The organism is Morganella sp. GD04133, assembly GCF_029835375.1.
Classification (GTDB): domain Bacteria; phylum Pseudomonadota; class Gammaproteobacteria; order Enterobacterales; family Enterobacteriaceae; genus Morganella; species Morganella morganii_B.
In genome coordinates, this window is record NZ_JAODZS010000011.1 from 1 (window position 1) to 21,632 (window position 21,632).

Consider the following 21,632-nt stretch of genomic DNA (forward strand, 5'->3'; position numbering starts at 1 on the left):
CTAAATAATCAACACCCAGTGATTCATTTTTTTTGACTTTATCCAGTACACCAGTATAAGCATCTATGTAAATTTTTTCCCCGCGCTGAAATGCCTGCATATTGGCTTCGGCTGCCACCGTCTCTGATTTCTCTCCGGATGCGGTTATCTTCAGCGGTGAATACCGGACATTTCTTTTCGTATCCAGTTTGTTTATTCCTTCTGACACATTTTTTATTTGTGTCTTCCATATACCCAGTTTTTCTTCTCCCATATGCTGCCCGAAAAATGTCTTATAGATATCTAACGCAACGTCATTATTAGATGCATTATTCAAAAATTTCTCAGCAGCTGATAATTGTTCCGCCGCTAAATTTTTAGCTTCTTTAATATAAGGTCTGCCGAGCGCCTGCTGAGATTTGTCATCACTGGGTGCCAGTCCGTTGGTATCAAAAAATCGCAGAGGATTATTTCGTACCATTCTGAACAGATTCAGTCCGTCCATTATTCCCGCAGGATCCGCACTCAGCCATCTTCCGGCCCACGGCTGGTAGTACCGATAACCATAGTAGTACAGTCCGGTGGCATCCCGCTCCCTGCCTGAGTAGCGCACGGTTTTGTACTTCGCTTCCGCGACGCTGCGGGCAGTCCACACGGCGGTGCCGCCGTACGGGTAGTACTCCTCCATACTGATAATATTTCCCTCACCGTCCAGCTCCAGACCGCTGCTGCCGATCAGGTTATCGTAGCTCCAGCGCATCTGGTCATCGCCATTCTCCCGGTGCAGAAGGCGTATCTGCCCCGTGTCACCCGCGATAATTACCTGCAGGCTCTCTGTTTGTGTATCGCCGGTTTTTGTCGTGCGCAGCTCCAGACCCGGCAGATATTGCACCCGTTGCGTCTGCATACTGCCGCCGGTTTTCTGCCTGCTGACTTTCAGGATGCGCAGGCTGCCCGCATCATAGCGGTAGATTTCGCTGTCATCTGCGTCTCCGCTCCGCACGATCGGTGTCACCTTCAGCAGCTTGTTGCGCGGTGTCCAGGTCAGGTTTTGTCCCGGCAGCAGTTGTTTCTGCTGGCCGCCTGTGGTGAACAGCGCATCCACAGCTGCCGGATTTTCCGTCAGGGTGCTCAGTACGCCCCGGTTGCTTCGGTTGCTTATGGTGATTTTTGTTGTGTAGTTGTTGTTTGTCGCCGGTGCGCGGTGGCTTATCTGCGTCAGATTACCGGCGGTGTCGTAGGTATATGTGCGGGTATAGTTTGTGTAAGCGCTGCTGTCTGCGGGGAGGGGCGCGGTCAGCGGTGGTAATCCGCAGCCCTGCTGACCGGCATTTGCCATTTCACGCTCGGTGGCGCTGATCAGCTGGTACAGGCTGTCGTAGGCGTATATGTTCTCCGGCACCACTTTCTGATTGCGCCAGAAACGGGTTTCTTCGGCGTCATTGGTGACTTTCAGAACGTTACCCACAGGGTCATATTCATAGCGCAGATCCTGCAGTATCTTCAGTCCGGCGGCATGGCCGGCCGGGCGTTCCGTTTTAATGCCGTTCAGGCGTTGCGTTTCCGGTTCGTACGAGTATGTGGTTATCACGCCGTTGCCGTGCTCTTCACGCAGTTTCTGTCCGGCGGCCGAGTATGCCAGGGAAGCGACGATAACCTTTTCAGAACTCCCCTTCAGTGTCAGCCAACTGCCCGATAGCAGGCCTGCCACATCGTACGCCATCCGCTGCATATTGCCCTGTGCGTCGGTGGTGGTCAGCACGGAGCCGGTGGTGTCTGCGGTGGTCCGGGTGATAAGGGCGTCACTGTCCAGCAGGCTGTTCCAGGCCGCTGCATTTTCTCCCTGCCAGTCAGCCACCGTGTCAGCATTGTCCGCATTCTTCAGCAGCCGCCGGGTGACGGAGAGTGGCACGCCGGTCAGGGCAATGCTGTCGGTCTGCACCAGTCCGGCGGTATCGTAGTGACTGACAAGCTGACCGGCGAGGTTCAGCGCCTTCTCTGCATCTGTATTACCGGCATAGACGAAACGCTCCGTGATGCGGGCGGCTCCGCCGTTTACCTGCTCGGTAATGCTTAACGGACGCCCGGCCCGGGAGGCATCTTCATACTGCCAGGTGCGGGTTACGGCCTGATGCCGGTCATCCGTACCGTTGCCTGCGGTACCGATGTTACTGACTGCCATAAAGGGGCGTCCGGCAACATCGTTCAGGCTGACGGTGGTACCGTTGTCTGCTCCCTGTGTACGCAGGACGTTTCCGCGCAGATCTGTCCGGTACGTGAAGTTCGCCAGCCCGGCCCCGGCCAGGCGCGGGTCGGCGCTCTGCGTCAGAAAGCCCCGGGTATCGTACTGGTGGCGGGTGATGAGTTCCGTGGTGACATCCGGTGACTCAGGGTGGCGGTGGTACGCAACGTTGAGAATGGTCAGACCACGATTGTTGAGAACCGTGACCGCCGGGGTCTTACTGAACAATGATGTGTTCATGGTATTCTCCTGTTTAGGTTAAGCAGCCATTGAGGCTGCAAAGAAAAGTATACACCAATCAGGGGAACGTGTGGGAAAGCTGCGGGTGGGGCCCCCTCCGGGGTCAATATCCGGCTTCCGGGGGGATTCCGCTTTATTAAATAGACGCTGTTTGGCAGGCCGGCGCTTACTGACCGCGTTTAGCTGCCCTGTCTCTCAGTGCCGCTTTTTCTTCCGCAGATAAAAAGGCAATTTCCAGCCCGTTGATTTGCGCCTGCTCAATTTCCGCGCGGGTCAGACCAGCAGCCGGTGCAGCAACATTGTACTCATGGGCAATTTCAATACCTTCAACTGCCGGGTCATCAGTATTGATGGTAGCGGCAATGCCGTGCGCCAGGAATTGTTTCAGCGGGTGTGCAGCCAGTGACGGTACGGTGCTGGTCTGAATATTGGAGGTCAGGCAGGACTCCATCCCGATGCGGTGTTCAGCCAGATAATCCATCAGCGCCGGGTCTTCAATCGCCATCACGCCGTGACCGATACGCTGTGCACCCAGATCGCGGATCGCCTGCCAGATGCTGGCAGCACCGGCAGCTTCCCCTGCATGGGCGGTAATAGCCCAGTTCACATCACGGGCTTTGCGGAAGTGATCGGTAAATAAATCGCCCGGATAACCGGATTCGTCACCGGCAATATCCAGCGCCACAATATGCTCATGATGAACGAGCAGGGCATTCAGCTCCTGATGGCAGGCGTCAGTGCCGAATGTGCGGCTCAGAATACCAATCATATTAATCCGTACCGGGCTGTTACGGACTTCGGATGCGATACCATCCAGTACGGCTTCTACCACGCCTTCAACAGGCAGATGGTGTTTCATTGCCATATAATAAGGGGAAAAGCGCAGTTCTGCGTAATCCAGCCCGGCGCTGGCGGCATCCTGCACGTTTTCGGCAGCAACACGGCGGCAGGCATCAAGGTCGGCCAGCACGGAAACACCCCAGTCCAGTTTGCTCAGAAACTGCACCAGGTCCGGTTCATTGCTCATCACCTGTACATACGGGCGTAGTGCTTCGGTTTCATAAGCGGGCAGCGGCAGGTTGTGCTGACGGGCAAGATCCAAAATGGTGGACAGGCGGATATTACCATCGAGATGGCGGTGCAGGTCGGTCAGGGGGAGTGAACGGTTAATCATTGCAGTATTCCTCAGATGATAAAAAGCCAGTCTGACGACTGGCTTTTGTCTGATCAACAGATAATAACAGTGTGAAATTACTGCGCAGCAGGTGCCGCAGTATCAGCAGCCGGCTCTTCACCGAAAGTCACTGCTTCTTCACCGAACGTCACTGCGTCACCGTTAGGATCCATTTCGATTGTTTCTTCCTCGTAACTTTCGTCGTCACTGCTGTCATCACTCAGTACGCCGTACTGGTCATATTTTTCCAGGAATTCTGCAACGGTATATTTCTTACCGTTGAAATCGATGTTGTTGTTGCTGTATTTCAGATCCATGGTGATTGCTTTATCGGTCACTTTCACGACTTCCATCATGGCACCCATGCTGGCCATCTGAGTAACACCCTGCTCACTCTGTTCTTTGGCTTCTTTCGCGTCCATACCCTGTGACTGCATGGCAGATGCAACGAGATCGGCCAGCATCGGTTTGGACAGATCCATATTGAAACCGAATTCTTTCACCAGAACCGGCAGAACTTTATCAAAGCTGCCTGCGTGTTCCAGCGCTTTAAAGCTCTCTTCATTCAGTGCATTGAAGGTCATGTTCAGGTTAACTTTTGATTCACCGCCGCTGTTTTTCCAGCTCAGAGGTGCGATAGCGAATGACGGACTGTATTTGAACAGACTCAGTGCATTGGATTTCATTTTTTCATCCAGTGCTTCCATCTTCGCATCGTCGAAATCTTCGGTGTACATAGATTCAGACAGCTTGGTGTACTCTTCCAGGGATGCCATCAGTGTATTTGCGGAAGTGGCATCCAGATCTTTCAGAGAACCCTTCAGGCTGATAGCACCGAGATTAGCATCACGGTAGCTCATTGAACCCAGGCTGTAATCAATATCTGCAGTCAGTTTGTTATCTTTGCTGCCGGATGTGCCGTTTAGTTTCAGGTCTTTCAGAGAAACGGTATCGCTGTACTTAACAACCGCTAACTCTTTCAGGCTCAGATTCTGGTCACCCAGATAGAAGTAGCTGTCACCGGATTTGGCAACATCGCTGTCAAAAGACAGACCTTTCATCACGATGCTTTCGCGATCGCCTTTACGGTAAGTCAGTTCATTGCTGCTGCCTTTACCTTTGACATTTTTGAATTCTTTATCGAATTTGACGTTCACATCCGCACCGGAGAATGCCAGATCTTCACCGTCTTCCTTATAGTTGATTTTGCTGACAGCAAGATCAATATCGAAATTCTGGTCGTAGCTGATACGGGTATCCGTTGTAACAGGGGATTTGCCGCCGGTGATATCAAAGCCTCGTTTGGTGAGTTTATTATTTTCCAGCTCAGAGTGGACTGACGCCAGATTTGGCGAGAAGACCAGGCTCTTGAACTGAGATAACGGGAACGGGCCGTGATCGATGGTATTGAGGATCACCAGTTCTTCTTCTTCGCCGCCAGTATCACCGCTTTTTTTCGTTTCTTTGATGATCAGTTTGACATCAGAACTGAAAATACCGCGTGAAAAATCTTTGGCAGTCAGCGTAACAGGAATATCAGGGTATTTATCCTTGATTGCTTTGTTCGCTTTGGCGATATACTCATCAAGGTTTGCTTCAATTTCCTTACCGGTTTGCCATGAAGCCACACCCCATGCGGCGCCTAACGCAACAATAACGCCAACAGCAACTAACGACTTTTTCATAGAGAAATCCATCCTTTATATGCGATTTATTTTGCAGGTTTTCGCACGGTATCAAAATTAACGGGCAGTTAAACGGTTAACTGCCCGGAGAAAATGAGAGAAGTTACTTACACAGCATTATAAACGCGGGCAATGATTCCTTCACCATCTATTTTAAACTTTCTTTCTATAGCAGAAAGAAAAACAGATTCACCTGAGATAACTCTTAATTGTTCTGTTTCTGTAGTGATAACTGCATGACCTTCCACACAAAAAAGAATATTAGCACTGTTGTTCTCAAGAATCATTTCCTGATTATGCAATTTCATCACTGAAAAAGAAAAATCATCAACCGGGATCGGGAAAATTTCAGTGTTGTTAATATGTTCAGGCTGCATAAATAAACTTTTTGCGTGTTTCGGTATAAAATCAAGGTTATTCAGCAATTCACCGACATCAATATGTTTTTGTGTCAGACCGGCACGCAGCACATTATCCGAGTTAGCCATCACTTCCAGCGCGGTTCCTTCAAGATACGCATGCGGTGTGCGGGCATACAGGAACATTGCTTCACCGGGTTTTAACTCAACGACGTTGAGCAGCAGGGGTGTGAACAGGCCATTATCGTCAGGATAAAATTCTGTCATCTTACGGAGGGTATCCCACGGTTCACCCTGACGGCTGTTCAGTGCGGATTTCAGCACAGCGATTGCCCGCTCTTTGGTGTCTCCGCTCATGGAGAGCAGGCGGGTAAACAGAACCGATAAATTTTCCTCTGACGGCGAGGCAATAAAACGTCCGATGGCGGGATGTGCCGGTGCGACCTCACTGAGCAGCCCGGCAATGTCCGCCAGCGGGCGGAACGCATTCATTGCACGGAACGGGGTGAGGGCATAAACCAGCTCCGGCTTATGATTATCATCCTTATAATTGCGAACCGGAGAATCCAGCGGGATCCCGGCATCGTTTTCGCGGGCAAATCCGGCCTCTGCGGCAGCTTTATCCGGATGAACCTGTACCGACAGGGGCTGAGCAGCACTCAGCACTTTAAACAAAAACGGCAGCCGGTGAAAACGGCGGTTAATCTCATCCCCCAGCGCTGACTGCGGATCACCGGCAATAAAATCATATAAAGAGCAGGAGTTGCCGCAGGAGTCTGTCACCACCGAACTGGCTTTCGGATGCGCTCCCATCCACAATTCCGCCATCGGCTGCTTGTCAGGATTAGGGTAACCGTACATTTCTGTCATCGCGGTATGGCTTCCCCAGTCATAGAATTGCACCTGATTCTGCATTTTTAACATAGCAACGCTCTCTTTTTAAACAGTTAACAATAAGATAGTAACAATAAAGCAATAACTCCGCCCGGATCGCATAATCGGAAATGAAAGTATGGCAAGATAGGCCTGTTTTCAGAGTCTATCTGTAACTTTCGGGATTTTAAATCCATTTTATTTTGTGTGCTAAGGAGAGACTAATGGCAGCCACGCGTATTGAAAAAGACTCAATGGGCCCTATCGATGTTCCTGCGGACAAATTATGGGGCGCTCAGACCCAGCGCTCTTTAGAGCATTTTCGTATTTCAGTTGAAAAAATGCCTGCGGATCTGATTGCTGCGCTGGCCATAACAAAAAAAGCGGCAGCAGCTGTCAACTGTGATCTGGGGCTGCTGGCGAAAGAGCGGGCAGATGCGGTGATTGCCGCAGCGGATGAAGTGCTTGCCGGTAAACATCCTGAAGAGTTTCCGCTGGCAATCTGGCAAACCGGATCCGGCACACAAAGTAATATGAATATGAATGAGGTGCTGGCAAACCGCGCCAGTGAAATTCTCGGCGGGCAGCGCGGCGGCGAACGTATCGTGCACCCGAATGATGATGTCAACAAAAGCCAGAGCTCTAACGATGTGTTCCCGACAGCAATGCATGTTGCAGCAGTGATCGCGGTCAGCACACAGCTGATCCCTGAACTGAAATCCCTGCACCGTGTTCTGGCCGCGAAAGCGGAAGCTTACCGCGATATCGTGAAAATCGGTCGTACTCACTTACAGGATGCGACACCGCTGACACTGGGCCAGGAAATTTCCGGCTGGGCGGCAATGCTGCAATATAACCTGAAACATCTGGAAAACAGCCTGCCACATCTGAGCGAGCTGGCACTGGGTGGCACCGCGGTCGGTACCGGTCTCAATACGCATCCGGAATATGCCGTGCGTGTGGCGAAGAAAATTGCTGAACTCTCCGGTCAGCCGTTTGTGACGGCACCGAATAAATTTGAAGCGCTGGCTACCTGTGATGCACTGGTTCATGCCCATGGCGCACTGAAAGGGCTGGCAGCCTCACTGATGAAAATCGCTAATGATGTCCGCTGGCTGGCATCCGGTCCGCGCTGTGGTATCGGTGAAATTGCGATTCCGGAAAACGAACCGGGCAGCTCTATCATGCCGGGTAAAGTGAACCCGACACAATGCGAAGCCATGACAATGCTGTGTGCTCAGGTAATGGGTAATGATGTGGCAGTTAATATCGGCGGGGCATCGGGTAACTTTGAACTGAACGTGTTCCGTCCGATGGTGATCCATAACTTCCTGCAATCTGTCCGCCTGCTGGCTGATGGTATGCGCAGCTTTAATGAGCACTGTGCAGTCGGTATCGAGCCGAACCGCGAGCGGATCAGTCAACTGCTGAATGAATCGCTGATGCTGGTTACGGCGCTGAATACGCATATCGGTTACGACAAAGCCGCCGAAATTGCGAAAAAAGCGCATAAAGAAGGCCTGACCCTGAAAGCCTCTGCCATGAAGTTAGGTTATCTGACTGACGCTGAATTTGATGCGTGGGTACGTCCGGAAGACATGGTCGGCAGCATGAAGTAATAGGCAGTCAGGATAGTCATAACGGAGCCGCTGATGGCTCCGTTTTTACATCACTTCCATGTATAAATGCAGTCGAGGTATCACAGGAATTAATTTCTTTGCTTTCGGCCTGTGACGGATTTTAATGTTTTCCGCATCATAATCCGGCAATATTCCCGTTACCGGTTTTTCCTCATTTTCATCACAAAACACAATCAGCGGTGATGCGCAGGCATACTGCACTTGCTTTTGTGCCTCACTGTACCAGACCCTGGCGATCGGCTGTACTTTTACCGGTCGCTTGATTTTCAGTATGGCGTCTTCCGGCACTTGTTTTAAGGCGGATATCTCTTTCGCCAGATAAATCCGCCGCTCTTCGCGTGTCAGTGACTGAATAGCGCGCGGATTCTGATATTGCTCTTCCAGCTGAGATAATAATGTATCGCGATCCATCCTCTGAATAATGTGTTTATTGGCCCAGCCAAACCGGACTGAAGAAGGGGAGGTGACCGACTGGATCTGCCGGTAGGCATTGAGTGTAATCAATCCTTTTATCTGGTTGTGTACGAATTCAAAACGCTGTGTTTTATCCACACCGGAGGTTTCTGTCACGATTGCAGCCAGTTGTTGTTTCAGCCGGTTAACCTCATCAAGTTGTTGCTGCATTATTTTTCGTTGCGCGGGGGAGAGTGTAATCAGTAGTACACCAGGTAACCGGATGGCAGATTTACTGCTGATTTCCTGATCATTATCGAAGATAAACAAACGCTGATAGTGAGACAGCGCCAGCGAAACAGCCTCTTCACCACTGATCGGAATAACGGAAATGGTGTTGACGGTGTTGGTTTCCTCACCTTTTAGTATTTCAGGTAACTGATAAACCTCAGCCGCAGGGGAAGGATGCTGCCGGATAGCATTGCATAATGCACTCAGCGCCGATTCCAGCTGATTAAAGCAGTCGGTAAGAGAAATTATTGCATCATATCGCATTCATCACCATTTTAGTTACAACATACAATAATGTTTATACCAGATTAATTCAGCAACGTGCTCTGTACAAGCAAATTTTTGCTTTCCATGGAAGAAAAGGGGCGATGGTAAGCACATTAACCCACATAAACGTGGGTTAATGGCAAATACTCAGTGAGTTTTTATATGAACAACCCTGTTTATTTGTACCGTGTGAAATAAATGGATAAACAACGTTTGTTCAGGATGGACAGTAATATTGTCCATTGTTATCACAGCATGTGACAATAGGGTTTATCTTTGGGGCATGAATCATAAATATACTGCGCTGATTTTGGTTCCCAGACATCCGGTTTTGGCTCATCACTTTTAGGGTTAGGGAAATAACTGTGAACCATTAATGAACTGCTTAAAATAAGTGTCAGCATAAAAGTGCCTCATTATGTTATATGATTATTTAATTCCACCAGTCGGTGGAGCAATATTCAGGTGCAACGATATCGCAGGACTCAAATGATTCTGCGGAAGAAAAAAACAAGGTGCCTGTTAATAAAAGTGTGAGCATAATAATCTCTGTTCAGTGGCTGTCTGATCCCATTCCAGCATAGAGTGTCGTGTTGGTCAGGGGGGAAAACCCGATATCTTTTATTGAAACGGAGCTTCGTCTCTTGGTTGTGGTGGTGGCGAGGTAACCTGGTCGTAACAAACAGCAACGTGTGGTGGTGCCAGCCATTCATGAGCAGGTGCCGGAGGGGACATCATCAGGGCAGAGCTTAATATCAGAGTAAGCATATGAACCTCGATTTTCTGTTTTATGGGAAAAGGAATATGTGGAGCATTTATAACTGTAGACATGCTTATACGATAATGAAATTAACCTTATGAGGTATTTTACATTCCATAAAAATAAAAAAGTGATTATTGATTTTTTACTTTAATCAGAAAGATATAGTTCATGTGATAAATAAAAAATCACCACCAAAGATGTCAATGGTGGTGATGAATGTTAAGACCTAAAAATAAGATAGTACGAAAGATTATAAATATGAAGACGTTAATACTAATGGTGCTTGTTACGCGATCAATCATTCACCCTGATTTTCTGCTGACCCGACAGGCGGCCGATGCCGCAGAAATATAGATTTTTGCGTAACAGAGGTAGGATACGGAATTACATATTATCCGGCAATCAACCCGATGAGGTATTTTATATGACATCACTATTAATTACCTGACTATACTGGTTATGTATCATGAGTGTGCATGCTTATTCAGATACAGGGCAATCAGCACACCGGTTGCCAGCATAGCGGCAATAAACCAGCCGATACCATCCCAGTGCCAGTAAGACCAGAAAACGCCACCCAATGTCCCGGCAATACTGGAACCGCCGTAATAGCAAAACAGATACAGTGAGGATGCCTGAGCTCTGGCACGCCGTGCCCGGCGTCCGACCCAGCTGCTGGTGACCGAATGCGCAGCAAAGAACCCGGTGGTCAGCACCAGCATGCCGATCAGAACCGCTGCCAGTGAACTGCCCAGAGTAATGAGAATACCTGTCAGCATTAATGTGACAGCGCCAATCAGTACTCTGCCGTAGCCGTATTTCCGTGTCAGTACACCGGCTTTTGAGGCGCTGTAAGTTCCTGACAAATAAACGATTGACAACATACCGACAACCGCCTGGCTGAAGTGATACGGCGGTTCCATCAGCCGGTAGCCGATATAGTTAAACAGTGTGACAAAGCTGCCCATAATGATAAAACCGATGGCAAACAGCCACGGCAGCCCGTCATCCCGGCAATGCAGAATCAGGTATTTCCACAGACTCTTCGGTTTTAGCGAACTGGCCCGGAAATGACGTGACGGCGGAAGTAACCGCCAGAATAAAAAAGCACCGAACAGGGAAAATGTCCCCAGTACCAGAACGGCAATCCGCCAGCTGGCATAATCTGCAATAACGCCGGTAATCAGGCGTCCGCTCATGCCGCCGATAGAGTTACCGCTGATATATAACCCCATCGACAGGGCAACATAACTGGGATGGATTTCCTCACTCAGGTAGGTCATGGCCACGGCGGCAACACCGCTGAGTGATAAGCCGACCAGGGAACGGACAACCAGGATCCCCGCCCAGCTGGTGGTGAACGCACTGAGCAGGGTAAAAATGGCCGCGCAGGTCAGGGATATCACCATGACATTTTTGCGGCCGACCGCATCCGATAACGGGCCGGTGATCAGCAGCCCGACTGCCATAAATCCGGTCGCCAGAGAAAGAGACAAACTGGCCTGTGCCGGTGATACCGAAAAATCGTCTGATAACAACGGCAGGATCGGCTGTACAAAATAGAGCAGGGCAAATGTCGCCAGCCCGACCATAAAGAAAGAGAGGGTGACACGCAGATACAGTTTGTCGTCGCGCTGGATATAGTGCTGTTTTACCTGATTATCTGCCACCGGTGAGGTCACACGGTTGTCTGTTATCAGTTTATTCTCGTCTGTCATACACTTATCTCAGCATTGGATCATAATGGTGAGCATAAAAAGATAGTAGTATTTTGTCTAATATATTAATACTCTTGTTTGATATGTTTTACGACTTAATGAGGGAATAATGATCGAATTCCGCCATCTGCGTTATTTTATCGCGGTTGCTGAAGAGCTGCATTTCGGGCGGGCGGCGGAGCGTCTTAATATCTCCCAGCCTCCGCTCAGTCAGCAGATTCGGGCACTTGAGAATGCAATTCCGGCTAAGTTACTGGCACGGAACAACCGCAATGTCAGCCTGACCCCGGCGGGCGAAATGTTTCTGCGTGAAGCTTACCAAATCCGCACACAGGTTGAGGCAGCGGTTGAGAAGGCAGCCAGAATGGATCGCGGGGAGCTGGGGGAGGTGTCTGTCGGATTTACGTCCACGACCCCGTTTATGCGTCACATTACGGCGACATTTCGCCAGTACCGCGAAATATACCCGGATGTGGCTATTCACATGCATCAGATGAATACCAAACAACAGATTAATCCGCTGCTGAGCGGCCGGATTGACTTCGGCGTCATGCGCAACACGCAACTACCGGATAATCTGGTTCACGAATTGCTGTTTAAAGAACGATTTATGCTGGCGATCTATGATGATCATCCGCTGATGAAATACCTCAAAACGGGTATTTCCCTGGAGATGCTCACTGGCGTACCATTGGTTTTCTTTGAGCGGGATGTGGGAACGGCGCTGTATGATGAGATTATCAATCTGCTGAAAAAAGCGGGTGTCTCGCCGGTTATCGCCCAGGAGGCGGGGGAAGCCATGACTATTCTGGGGCTGGTTTCTGCCGGGTTAGGTGTTTCACTGGTAACGGAATCGTTTACCCGTATGAAAGTGGATGGTGTCCGTTACATTCATTTAGCTGAAAATCAGGCCTTTTCTGAGGTCTGGCTGGTGTATCATAAGCACAATACGCTCTCTCCGGCCGGCCAGCGGCTGATTGCAATGCTGAAAAATAATGTGTTCCGCTGAGCGGAATCTGATTGTCAGGAGTTCGGATGTTCCGGCGATACCCTTTTTTTGCCATTACCGCATTTTTGTTTTTTTTACATACAAGTACCGCAGGTGCAGTGGTCTCGCTCAGCCATTTCTATCAGCCGGATGGCTCACGTAAAATTGACGATATTACTGCGCTGACCGGGCAGTTCCTGGGAGTACCTTACCGCGCCGGTCAGCTGATCGGCTCTCCCGGATCGCCGGAAATTCTGGTGGCTGACCTGAACGCCCTCGATTGCTTCACGTTTCTCGATTACACCGAAGCACTGAAACGCAGTCCGCAGAAACAGGATTTCCGTAACAGACTGATGCATATCCGGTATAAAAACGGGGAGGTAAATTATTATCAGCGCCGTCATTTTTTGTCGGATTGGGTCAGTGAACCGCAGCCTGTGGCGCAGGATATTACCCGGCAGCTTTCGCCGGATTACCGGGTGACACATAAGATGCTGAATCAGAAAAAAAATGGTGCACGTTATATTGCTGATCTCCCGGTCATGTCGCGGGATATTGCCTGGCTGCCGGTATCTGTGCTGACACCTGCGGTGCTTTCACAATTACAGACCGGCGATTATATCGGTATCTATTCTGACCTTCCGGGCCTGGATGTCTCTCATGCCGGGGTCATTATCCGTACCCGGGACGGACTGTTTTTACGTAATGCGTCATCAAAGCGGAATGAGCAACGGGTCATTGATTCACCATTGCAGAAATATCTGCACAATAAAACCGGAATTGTGGTTTATCGTTCCGCTTTTACTCCCTGACTGTGAATCATTTCACAGTTTTGTGTGAAGTCGCTTACTAAGCGTGTATTTAGTCGGATAATTAACATCTTAGCATCATCTGCACAGGATTATTATTGGTGAAACCTTCAGCACAGCCCGGACATATTGACCATATAAAACAAACCAATATTGGGGTTGTGTACCGTTATATTGACCGTGAAGGGCCCATTTCCCGCATTTCACTCTCTAAAAAAGCACAGCTGGCACCGGCGAGTATCACCAAAATCACCCGTGAACTGATGGATGCACACCTCGTCCGGGAAACCGAGTTTCCGGGATTAGGCTTTCGCGGTCGTCCGGCAGTGGGGCTGAAAACGGATTGTGAAGGCTGGCATTTTTTGTGTATCCGTATTAACCGGGGTGAGCTGGTTTTTGCGCTGCGGGAACTGAGCGGTAAATTATTGGCTGAAGATATTATTGCATTTCAGGCTGATAGCCGGGACTTCGTCACACTGTTTCTGACACAGGTCGATACTTTCTTTTCCCGTAACCACCGGATAACGGAACGGCTGACTGCCATTGCCATCACCACCGATGCCATCGTTGATCCTGCAAACGGCATTATCCGTCACTCCCCGTATTATCAGCTGACTGATTTACCGCTGGCGGAGATTCTTTATCAGCATACCGGGATGCCGGTGTTCCTCCAGCACGGTATTTCCGCCTGGTCTCTGGCGGAATATTTTTTTGGTGCGGCGAAAGAGTGCAGGAATATTATCCAGCTGGTGATTGATGAAAATGTCGGTGCCGCTGTTATTACCGATGGTGCACTGCTGCATGCCGGCAGTCACAGCACGGCAGAAATCGGTCATACACAGATAAACCCGCAGGGCAAACCTTGCTACTGCGGTAATCACGGCTGTCTGGAAACTGAGATTGGTCTGCATCATGTGCTGGAAACGGCTGCCCGGTTCCTGGATACGGCAGAGGGACAACCGCTGACCGCAGAGATGCTGTGCCGTGCTGCACTGGATGGTAATACGGCAGCCTGCGGGCTGATAGAACAGGTGGGACAGCATATCGGGGATATTGCTGCCGTGATGGTCAATATCTTTAATCCGGATATTATCCTGATTGGTTCCCCCTTAAACCCGGCATCGTCTGTTCTGTTTCCCGCCATCCGCGCCCGGATTACGCAGCGTGCCTTACCGGCATTCAGCCGGGAACTGACAATGACTTCATGTGAATTTACTAATTGCGGTACATTGCCCGGTGCGGCATTAATCAAAGAGGCACTGTATAACGGTTCACTTCTTATCAGACTGATGGATGGTTAAGTAATTCTGTAGTGTTCATCTTTGACATAAAACAAATAAATGGCAGGGATTTGTTTATCAAAACAGGATTTTCGCAAAAAATTGCGCTGGCGCAAGCCTGATATAAACCGGATGTCTTACACTGCTTCTGTTATCAATTTTGATACGCACCTCTTGATATAACGGAAGAACACCTATGTTAAGGCGCTTGTTTATAACCGGCACAGATACGAATATCGGCAAAACTGTTGCGACGCGGGCTTTAATGCAAGCCATCAACCGCCTGGGTAAATCTGTCGTTGGCTATAAACCAATCGCGACAGAATACCACGACACACTGAACGGCAAACGTAACCGTGACGCGATGATCCTGCATGATTCATCATCAGTTGATGTTTCTTATCAGGATATTAACCCGGTGATGCTGGAAAGTAATTATGGCCAGACAACCGCAGACGTTCAGTTTCCTGCGTTATCGCAGGGTCTGGAAAAATTAAGTCATCTGGCGGATCAGGTTGTGGTAGAAGGGAACGGCGGATGGCGTTATTTACTGAATAACGAGACTTTTTTATCCGATTGGGTAAAAAAAGAGAAACTGCCGGTGATCCTGGTCGTCGGGATCCAATCCGGTTGTGTGAACCATGCATTATTGACTGCCGAAGCCATTAAAAATGATGGTCTGGAGATTATCGGCTGGATTGCAAACCGGATAAACCCGGGGTTATCACACTACGCACAGGTTATGGATCGCTTACTGACACATTTACCGGCACCATTGCTGGGCGAGATCCCGTATCTGCTGCGTCCGGAAGAGCGGGAACTGTCGCATTACCTCAATGAAGAGCAGATTGAGATGCTCTGGGGTGAGGCATTAGCGGCGTCCTGAGTCTCCGGTCAGAAATACAAAAGGGCTGATAAACAAATCAGCCCTTTTTCATGGTCAAAACCTGACAGCGAGTTATTATTTACGCAGATAAATAATATTCTGAGTTTCGTTGTCGCAGTTACCCACAACCTGACCTTCTGCCTGTGCCGCTTCTTCAGCCGGAACCACAGTCAGCGTAAAACCGTCAGCAGAAACACCATTGCTGATGATCTTTTGCGAAATTTCCTCAGTCACACTTTCACAGGATGCCTGCGCCATAACGGGTGCAACGGCAAAGAGAACAGCACTGAGCGCAATCAGTTTTTTCATCATTTATCCTTAAATGTCTTTATTTCCAGCCAGTGGAAACTTCACGCCCTGTATTTGCATCAAGGCATCGCAGCGTATTAGGTTCCCAATACGCGGTAACAACCGAACTTTTTAAGCATGCATCTTCAGCATCAATAGCACGGTCAACTTTATCGAACTCTTTTTCAGCACGGCGGTTGACCTTCTGACGCAGAGAGCGGGTATCATCCCATTGCTCTTTTTCCTGACGTGCTCTTTCTTTTTCAAGCGCAGTATCGCCGCCGCTGATCACACAAGTGCTGCCGGGGCTACAATTGGTGGTGGCCGCGCCTGCATGAGCTGCAAACATGAAAGGTGCAGCAAAGGCGGTCGCGATAAACCACTTTCTGAGCATGGAGTTAGTCATTGTCGTGTTTTCCTCAAAGTTCAAACCTGCAAACGTCATTCTGATCGTGTGCATTATAGCAAAGTGTATTAATGCACCAATAAAAGACAACGTTTTTCAGCGATAATTTCAGGTAATTTAAGAAAATTACCTGATTATACGGATACCGGCTTATCTTTTGTGGTGGTTTCAGCCTTCGCGGTGCACACTCAGCCCGGCGAATGACTGACAGACCGGCATCATTTCCATAGTATTAATATTTACGTGCGGCGGCAATGTTGCAACCCAGAAAACCGCTTCCGCGATATCATCCGGCATCAGCGGATCGGTATTTTTATAGGTATTCGCCGCTTTTTCCTCATCCCCGCGATAGCGGATGCCGGAGAACTCGGTACCACCAACCATGCCGGGTTCAATGTCAGTCACCCGGATTTTTTTACCGGCCAGATCGGCACGCAGTGCCAGGCTGAACTGACGGACAAACGCCTTGGTTCCGCAGTAAACGTTACCGCCGGCATACGGCCATGATCCGGCTGTTGAGCCTAAGTTAATGATATGACCACGGTTTCTTTCCACCATACCCGGCAGGATAGCGCGGGTCATATGCAGCAGCCCTTTGATATTGGTGTCTACCACCACATCCCATTCTGCCGGGTTACCTTTGTCAACGGTTTCCATGCCCAGCGCCAGACCGGCGTTATTGACCAGTACATCAATGTCGCGCAGGGATTCAGGCAGTGAACTGATCACGTTATCGACCGCCGGGCTGTCTGTCATATCCAGTGCCAGCGGGAAAAATTGGCTTCCGAACTCTTTTTGCAGTTTCGCCAGGCGCTCAATACGACGACCGGTACCGATAACGGTATGGCCATTCTCAATAAATTTGCGGGCAAATGCCTCACCAAAACCTGCTGTTGCACCTGTAATTAAAACAATCATCACATACTCCGATTCTGTCAGCGGGGATCCCCGGAAAAAATAACAATAACCATAGCGATATAATACCGGTGGTAATATTCTGATAGTGTATCGTGTCTGCATGAGAGAAAGCGGGTCACAGATTCCGTTTTGCAGTTTTCATCACGGAAAAACACGGAAGTTAATCAATGACAACCTGATTATATACAGGAGACAGAACATGGTTCAGGGTCAATGTTTGTGCGGTAAAGTAACAGTATCGGTGCCAAAACCGGTGCACGGTGTCTCTGTCTGCCATTGCGGCATGTGCAGAAAATGGAATGGCGCACCGTTTATGTCTGTGGATTGCGGCAGTGATGTTACGCTCAGTGGTGAGGAACATATCACCCGTTATCACTCCTCTGAGTGGGGTGACCGCTGTTTCTGCCGCGAGTGCGGGACACACCTGTTTTATTACCTGAAACCGGCAGATCAGTACTATGTCTCTGCGGCACTGCTGGGGGAGACAACAGAATCCCGCCTCTCGATGCAGATTTATACCGACAGCAAACCGGCATATTACAATTTTGCGGAAAAAACGCCGATGCTGACTGAGCAGGATATTCTGGCGATGTTTGAAGCTGAATAAAATTATTATTACTAATGAATTTATTTATATTAAAAATAAACCCAGGGAAACCCCTGGGCTGATAGTTATCTTTCTTTATGAAAAATAAGAGGAAATGTCTTTTTCTATTTTACTTGCATTTATTCTAAAGAGATTAAATTCTTCGATAGAAATATCTTTTGCATGTGCATCTGATCTGTATTTATTTATAAACCCCATTGATTCAAAAGTATCTTTCTTTGAATTTATAAAAATATTTTCAAAAGAACTCCACTCTTTTGATATTATTTTTCGCAAGTCTTCAAAGTAGATTGTTGATGTATTGGGATTAAATAAATCATTAATGCTTTTATCTTTGTATTCTAACTTTCTACGACCCCCTAAAATATCTAATATTGCATCTTTAGCGGCTGATTCGCCATACATTGATTTTAATGTTGTTTTTATTATTACTCTTAATTTTGTTTCTATTAAATTACGCCTCTCTGATATTTCAGACCATCTTTGTTCAATGGTGGTTTCTTTTTTTTCATATTTTTTAATATTTAGTAAGTATTTTTTCATTGACTCTATTATGAAATAATATGAATCATTTTCTTTCCCTAATATTCCATATCCAAGTAAGTGAGTTAATGAGTTTTGTTTTTTCATTGCGTTTTCATTAAATGAAGCGATATCTTCATTTGCTAAGTTTATAAGTAATTCATACTCATCAATATAGTGCTCTTTTAATACACCAATAATCATTTCCAAATAGTTGAAACTATTATCACCAAATTCAGCGATAGCATCTCTATAGGATATTCTTCCTACAGTAACCGGTTTTTTTTGATTAAATGATTTTTTTGCAATAATACTACAAACCTGTCTAATTAAAAAAGGATGTCCACCATATTCATCATTAATATTTGTATATATACCTTCCTCAAAATTCACTCCCATCCTTCGACCTATTCTTCTGATCATATCTCTAGTTGCTCGCACATCAAAACCAGGTAAATATGTTGGTGTAAAGTGGTTAAATAATGGGTTATCTGAACATTCTATTTTCGGTGCTTCAATACAAGATGGATTGGTTCCTACGATTAGATAAGATAAATTTATACCAATTGTTTGAAAGGTTGTTCTCATTGCTTGCCAAAAATAGACAAAATCAATGCCGGATCTCCAATGTTCTGTTGGGGATGTTATCCGTGATATATTTTCTATCTCATCAAATATAATAAATACCTTTTTATTTTTTTCTTTATTTACACTTTTGATAAAAGTAGTTAAATATTCTGTAGCGTTTTTTTCAGTAAAATCAGACTCATTTGGTAAAGTTGAATTAATATAATTATTTTCCTTTATTTTTTTACATATATAGTAGATGGCTTCATTCCATTTTCTTTTATTGAGAGATGGGTTTTGACAATCAATTATTGTAGTGATTTCATCATTTTTTTGTAAGTTACGAGAAATAGCATTTATTAACGATGTTTTCCCTGTTTTTCTTAAACCAAAAATACCCGCATTATTCCCACTTTTCATTCTATTTATTGTTGATAAAATTATTTCATTTCTTCCAAAAAAAAGCCAGTCTGTTTTTAATGGTGCTTCAAAAGAAAATAAGTCTCTATTATACAAATATTTTTGAACTCTATTCCTAAAAAAATAACTATCACCACTACCTTTTTCTGTCTCAGAATAGGTAAATGGAATTATATTTGCTGTTTCAGGTTCCTTTTTTATTAGTTCACTAATATTTTCTTCAATATCTTTATCTTTGCTTATAAGTATACAACATGTTTTATCAACTCGAAGTGAGGATATTTGCTTTCCTGCTTGTTCAATGGCATCAAGGGTCCGTGATTGAAAATTACTATAATCACTAAATAGGACAATTATTTCTCTATCTAGATTAAACATTTCTACATAAATATCAGTGGGTCTCAGCAGTATAAATTTATACTTACTGTTAGCCGTTAGTGTTATTACAGAACCACCATTTGTAACATAAAATTCTTTAGATAATACATTGATTATATTTTTTTCTTGTTGACTAAAGTGACTATCTCTAACTGAAGGGTGTTTTCCTGGTTTTATTTTATCTTCATTTACATTCATCATAAGCAGACCTAATACATTAAAAATATTAATGTTGGAATCTTATAACAAAATTAATTATATTGATATAATATATTCTAGCATTTTAGTAAATTAGTTTATTATATCAGATAAGACATATCTCACACCATTAATTAATGTTTTTCACTAAAATATGTTTCTTATTCTCTTATATCGTCTGTTTTACATTACTGGTTTCTGTTAGTGTGTTTTTTTTAAAAGAAAACCACCCGCATAGCGGGTGGTAATGTTTCTGCGTTGCCGAGCAGAGAAATTAAATAACAAACAGATCCATAAACTCGCTGACTGACATGGATTCGAGTGTTTTACGATCACGGGCTGCATTCAGAATGCGCTGCTGCTGCGTTTCCGGGAACATCCGCGCCAGGTTGGTGCGGAATTTCGCCAGCAGCAGCGGAATGCCTTCCTCACGGCGGCGGGCGTGCCCGACCGGATATTCGACCACCACTTCATCCAGCACGGTACCGTCTTTCAGGGTCACGGTCAGGGCGTTGGCGATAGAGCGTTTTTCCGGATCATGATAATCACGGGTGAATGCAGTATCTTCCTCACAGTGAATGCGGGCACGCAGTGCATCGATGCGGCTGTCTGACGCGATCCCATCTTCATAATCCGCTGCGGTCAGGCGACCGAAGATCAGCGGAACCGCCACCATGTACTGGATACAGTGGTCACGGTCAGCCGGGTTATTCAGCGGGCCGTGTTTATCGATAATACGGATACAGGCTTCATGGGTGCGGATAGTGACTTTCTCAATATCATCCGCAGTTTTACCCAGTGCCGCCAGTTTGTGATGCAGTGTCATTGCTGCTTCAACGGCGGTCTGAGAGTGGAATTCTGCCGGGAATGAAATCTTGAACAGCACGTTTTCCATCACATAAGAGCCGTAATCGCGCTGGAATTTAAACGGCTTGCCGTCAAACAGCACGTCATAGAAACCCCAGGTTTTGGCGGTCAGCACGGTCGGATAGCCCATTTCGCCTTTCTGCGCGAACAGCGCCAGACGCACCGCACGGGAGGTCGCATCACCGGCTGCCCAGGATTTACGTGAACCGGTATTCGGCGCATGGCGGTAGGTACGCAGGGACTGTCCGTCCACCCACGCATGGGAAACTGCGCTCAGTAACTGCTCACGATCCAGCCCCAGCATTTCACCGACAACGGCGGTGGAGGCAACTTTCACCAGCACAACGTGGTCAAGGCCGACTTTGTTAAATGAGTTTTCCAGCGCCAGGCAGCCCTGAATTTCATGGGCTTTGATCATGGCGGTCAGTACGCGTTTCAGCGGCAGCGGTGCTTTGCCTTTGGCAATCGCTTCACGGGACAACCAGTCTGCGACCGCGAGGATACCGCCGAGGTTATCAGAAGGGTGTCCCCATTCTGCCGCCAGCCAGGTGTCATTGAAATCGAGCCAGCGGATCATGGCACCGATATTGAAGGCTGCCTGAACCGGATCCAGCTGGAATTGGGTACCCGGCACTTTGGCGCCGTTCGGAACAATGGTTCCCGGCACAACAGGACCGAGCATTTTTTTGCACGCCGGATATTCCAGGGCTTCCAGGCCGCAGCCCAGGGTATCCAGGAAGCAGTAATACGCGGTGTCATAAGCGCGATCACTGCTGATGTCCATATTCAGAACATAATCAGTGATGTCCTGAATGACCTTGTCGTACTCTTGATGCTGCGGGGTAAAAGATGCTGACATACTTTATCTTCCTTT

17 protein-coding genes are annotated in these 21,632 nt (G+C 47.5%); 6 read left to right on the plus strand and 11 right to left on the minus strand.

Going from position 1 to position 21,632, the window contains the following annotated elements; genetic code table 11:
* The 4 genes from N7387_RS06645 to manA all read right to left on the minus strand — a co-directional run.
* A partial coding sequence (locus N7387_RS06645; RefSeq protein WP_279797888.1) for an RHS repeat protein occupies positions 1-2,461 on the minus strand: 2,461 nt, incomplete at its 3' end.
* A 166-nt stretch (positions 2,462-2,627) separates the two neighbouring features.
* On the minus strand, positions 2,628-3,635 hold the full coding sequence (gene add, locus N7387_RS06650; RefSeq protein WP_279797889.1) for an adenosine deaminase: 1,008 nt from the start codon (positions 3,633-3,635) through the stop codon (positions 2,628-2,630).
* 77 nt (positions 3,636-3,712) lie between these two features.
* Positions 3,713-5,320 (minus strand): YdgA family protein, encoded by a 1,608-nt coding sequence (locus tag N7387_RS06655; protein ID WP_279797890.1) that lies wholly within the window; start codon positions 5,318-5,320, stop codon positions 3,713-3,715.
* A gap of 107 nt (positions 5,321-5,427) precedes the next feature.
* Positions 5,428-6,603: a mannose-6-phosphate isomerase gene (gene manA / locus N7387_RS06660; RefSeq protein WP_262860541.1), complete on the minus strand. Its 1,176-nt coding sequence runs from the start codon at positions 6,601-6,603 to the stop codon at positions 5,428-5,430.
* Between the two features lie 173 nt (positions 6,604-6,776).
* Between manA and fumC the strand changes: the two genes are divergently transcribed.
* Positions 6,777-8,171 (plus strand): class II fumarate hydratase, encoded by a 1,395-nt coding sequence (gene fumC / locus N7387_RS06665; RefSeq protein ID WP_262860542.1) that lies wholly within the window; start codon positions 6,777-6,779, stop codon positions 8,169-8,171.
* Positions 8,172-8,216: 45 nt separating this feature from the next.
* Here fumC and tus read toward each other — a convergent pair whose 3' ends face one another.
* A complete protein-coding gene (gene tus, locus N7387_RS06670) occupies positions 8,217-9,140 on the minus strand; it encodes a DNA replication terminus site-binding protein (RefSeq protein WP_279797891.1) in 924 nt (307 codons plus the stop codon).
* A 1,230-nt stretch (positions 9,141-10,370) separates the two neighbouring features.
* The gene (locus N7387_RS06675; RefSeq protein ID WP_262882490.1) at positions 10,371-11,624 is read right to left on the minus strand and encodes an MFS transporter; all 1,254 of its coding nucleotides are present in this window, start codon (positions 11,622-11,624) and stop codon (positions 10,371-10,373) included.
* Between the two features lie 106 nt (positions 11,625-11,730).
* Between N7387_RS06675 and N7387_RS06680 the strand changes: the two genes are divergently transcribed.
* From N7387_RS06680 to bioD, 4 genes are all read left to right on the plus strand, one after another.
* Entirely contained in the window at positions 11,731-12,633 is a 903-nt protein-coding gene (locus N7387_RS06680; RefSeq protein WP_274369578.1) for a LysR family transcriptional regulator, read from the plus strand.
* A gap of 26 nt (positions 12,634-12,659) precedes the next feature.
* The gene (locus tag N7387_RS06685) at positions 12,660-13,424 is read left to right on the plus strand and encodes an N-acetylmuramoyl-L-alanine amidase-like domain-containing protein (protein WP_279797892.1); all 765 of its coding nucleotides are present in this window, start codon (positions 12,660-12,662) and stop codon (positions 13,422-13,424) included.
* A gap of 98 nt (positions 13,425-13,522) precedes the next feature.
* Complete coding sequence (locus N7387_RS06690; RefSeq protein WP_279797893.1) at positions 13,523-14,722, plus strand: ROK family protein; 1,200 nt, start codon at positions 13,523-13,525, stop codon at positions 14,720-14,722.
* Between the two features lie 175 nt (positions 14,723-14,897).
* A complete protein-coding gene (gene bioD, locus N7387_RS06695) occupies positions 14,898-15,587 on the plus strand; it encodes a dethiobiotin synthase (protein WP_025153156.1) in 690 nt (229 codons plus the stop codon).
* A 75-nt stretch (positions 15,588-15,662) separates the two neighbouring features.
* Here bioD and N7387_RS06700 read toward each other — a convergent pair whose 3' ends face one another.
* The 3 genes from N7387_RS06700 to ydfG form a co-directional block, all read right to left on the minus strand.
* On the minus strand, positions 15,663-15,896 hold the full coding sequence (locus N7387_RS06700; protein WP_347815230.1) for a DUF1161 domain-containing protein: 234 nt from the start codon (positions 15,894-15,896) through the stop codon (positions 15,663-15,665).
* Between the two features lie 19 nt (positions 15,897-15,915).
* Positions 15,916-16,224, minus strand: a complete 309-nt coding sequence (locus N7387_RS06705) for a DUF1283 family protein (RefSeq protein ID WP_230061347.1) — start codon at positions 16,222-16,224, stop codon at positions 15,916-15,918.
* A gap of 225 nt (positions 16,225-16,449) precedes the next feature.
* Positions 16,450-17,199: a bifunctional NADP-dependent 3-hydroxy acid dehydrogenase/3-hydroxypropionate dehydrogenase YdfG gene (ydfG, locus tag N7387_RS06710; protein WP_262882488.1), complete on the minus strand. Its 750-nt coding sequence runs from the start codon at positions 17,197-17,199 to the stop codon at positions 16,450-16,452.
* 100 nt (positions 17,200-17,299) lie between these two features.
* On the opposite strand from ydfG, the gene N7387_RS06715 reads away from it, so the two are divergent.
* Entirely contained in the window at positions 17,300-17,806 is a 507-nt protein-coding gene (locus tag N7387_RS06715) for a GFA family protein (RefSeq protein ID WP_279797895.1), read from the plus strand.
* Between the two features lie 75 nt (positions 17,807-17,881).
* On the opposite strand, the gene N7387_RS06720 is transcribed toward N7387_RS06715, so the two are convergent.
* Positions 17,882-19,894 carry an AAA-like domain-containing protein gene (locus tag N7387_RS06720; RefSeq protein ID WP_279797896.1) on the minus strand — a complete coding sequence of 671 codons (2,013 nt, stop codon included), beginning with the start codon at positions 19,892-19,894 and terminating at the stop codon, positions 17,882-17,884.
* A 271-nt stretch (positions 19,895-20,165) separates the two neighbouring features.
* Positions 20,166-21,617, minus strand: a complete 1,452-nt coding sequence (locus tag N7387_RS06725) for a bifunctional 2-methylcitrate dehydratase/aconitate hydratase (RefSeq protein ID WP_015422721.1) — start codon at positions 21,615-21,617, stop codon at positions 20,166-20,168.
* Positions 21,618-21,632: the final 15 nt, after the last annotated feature.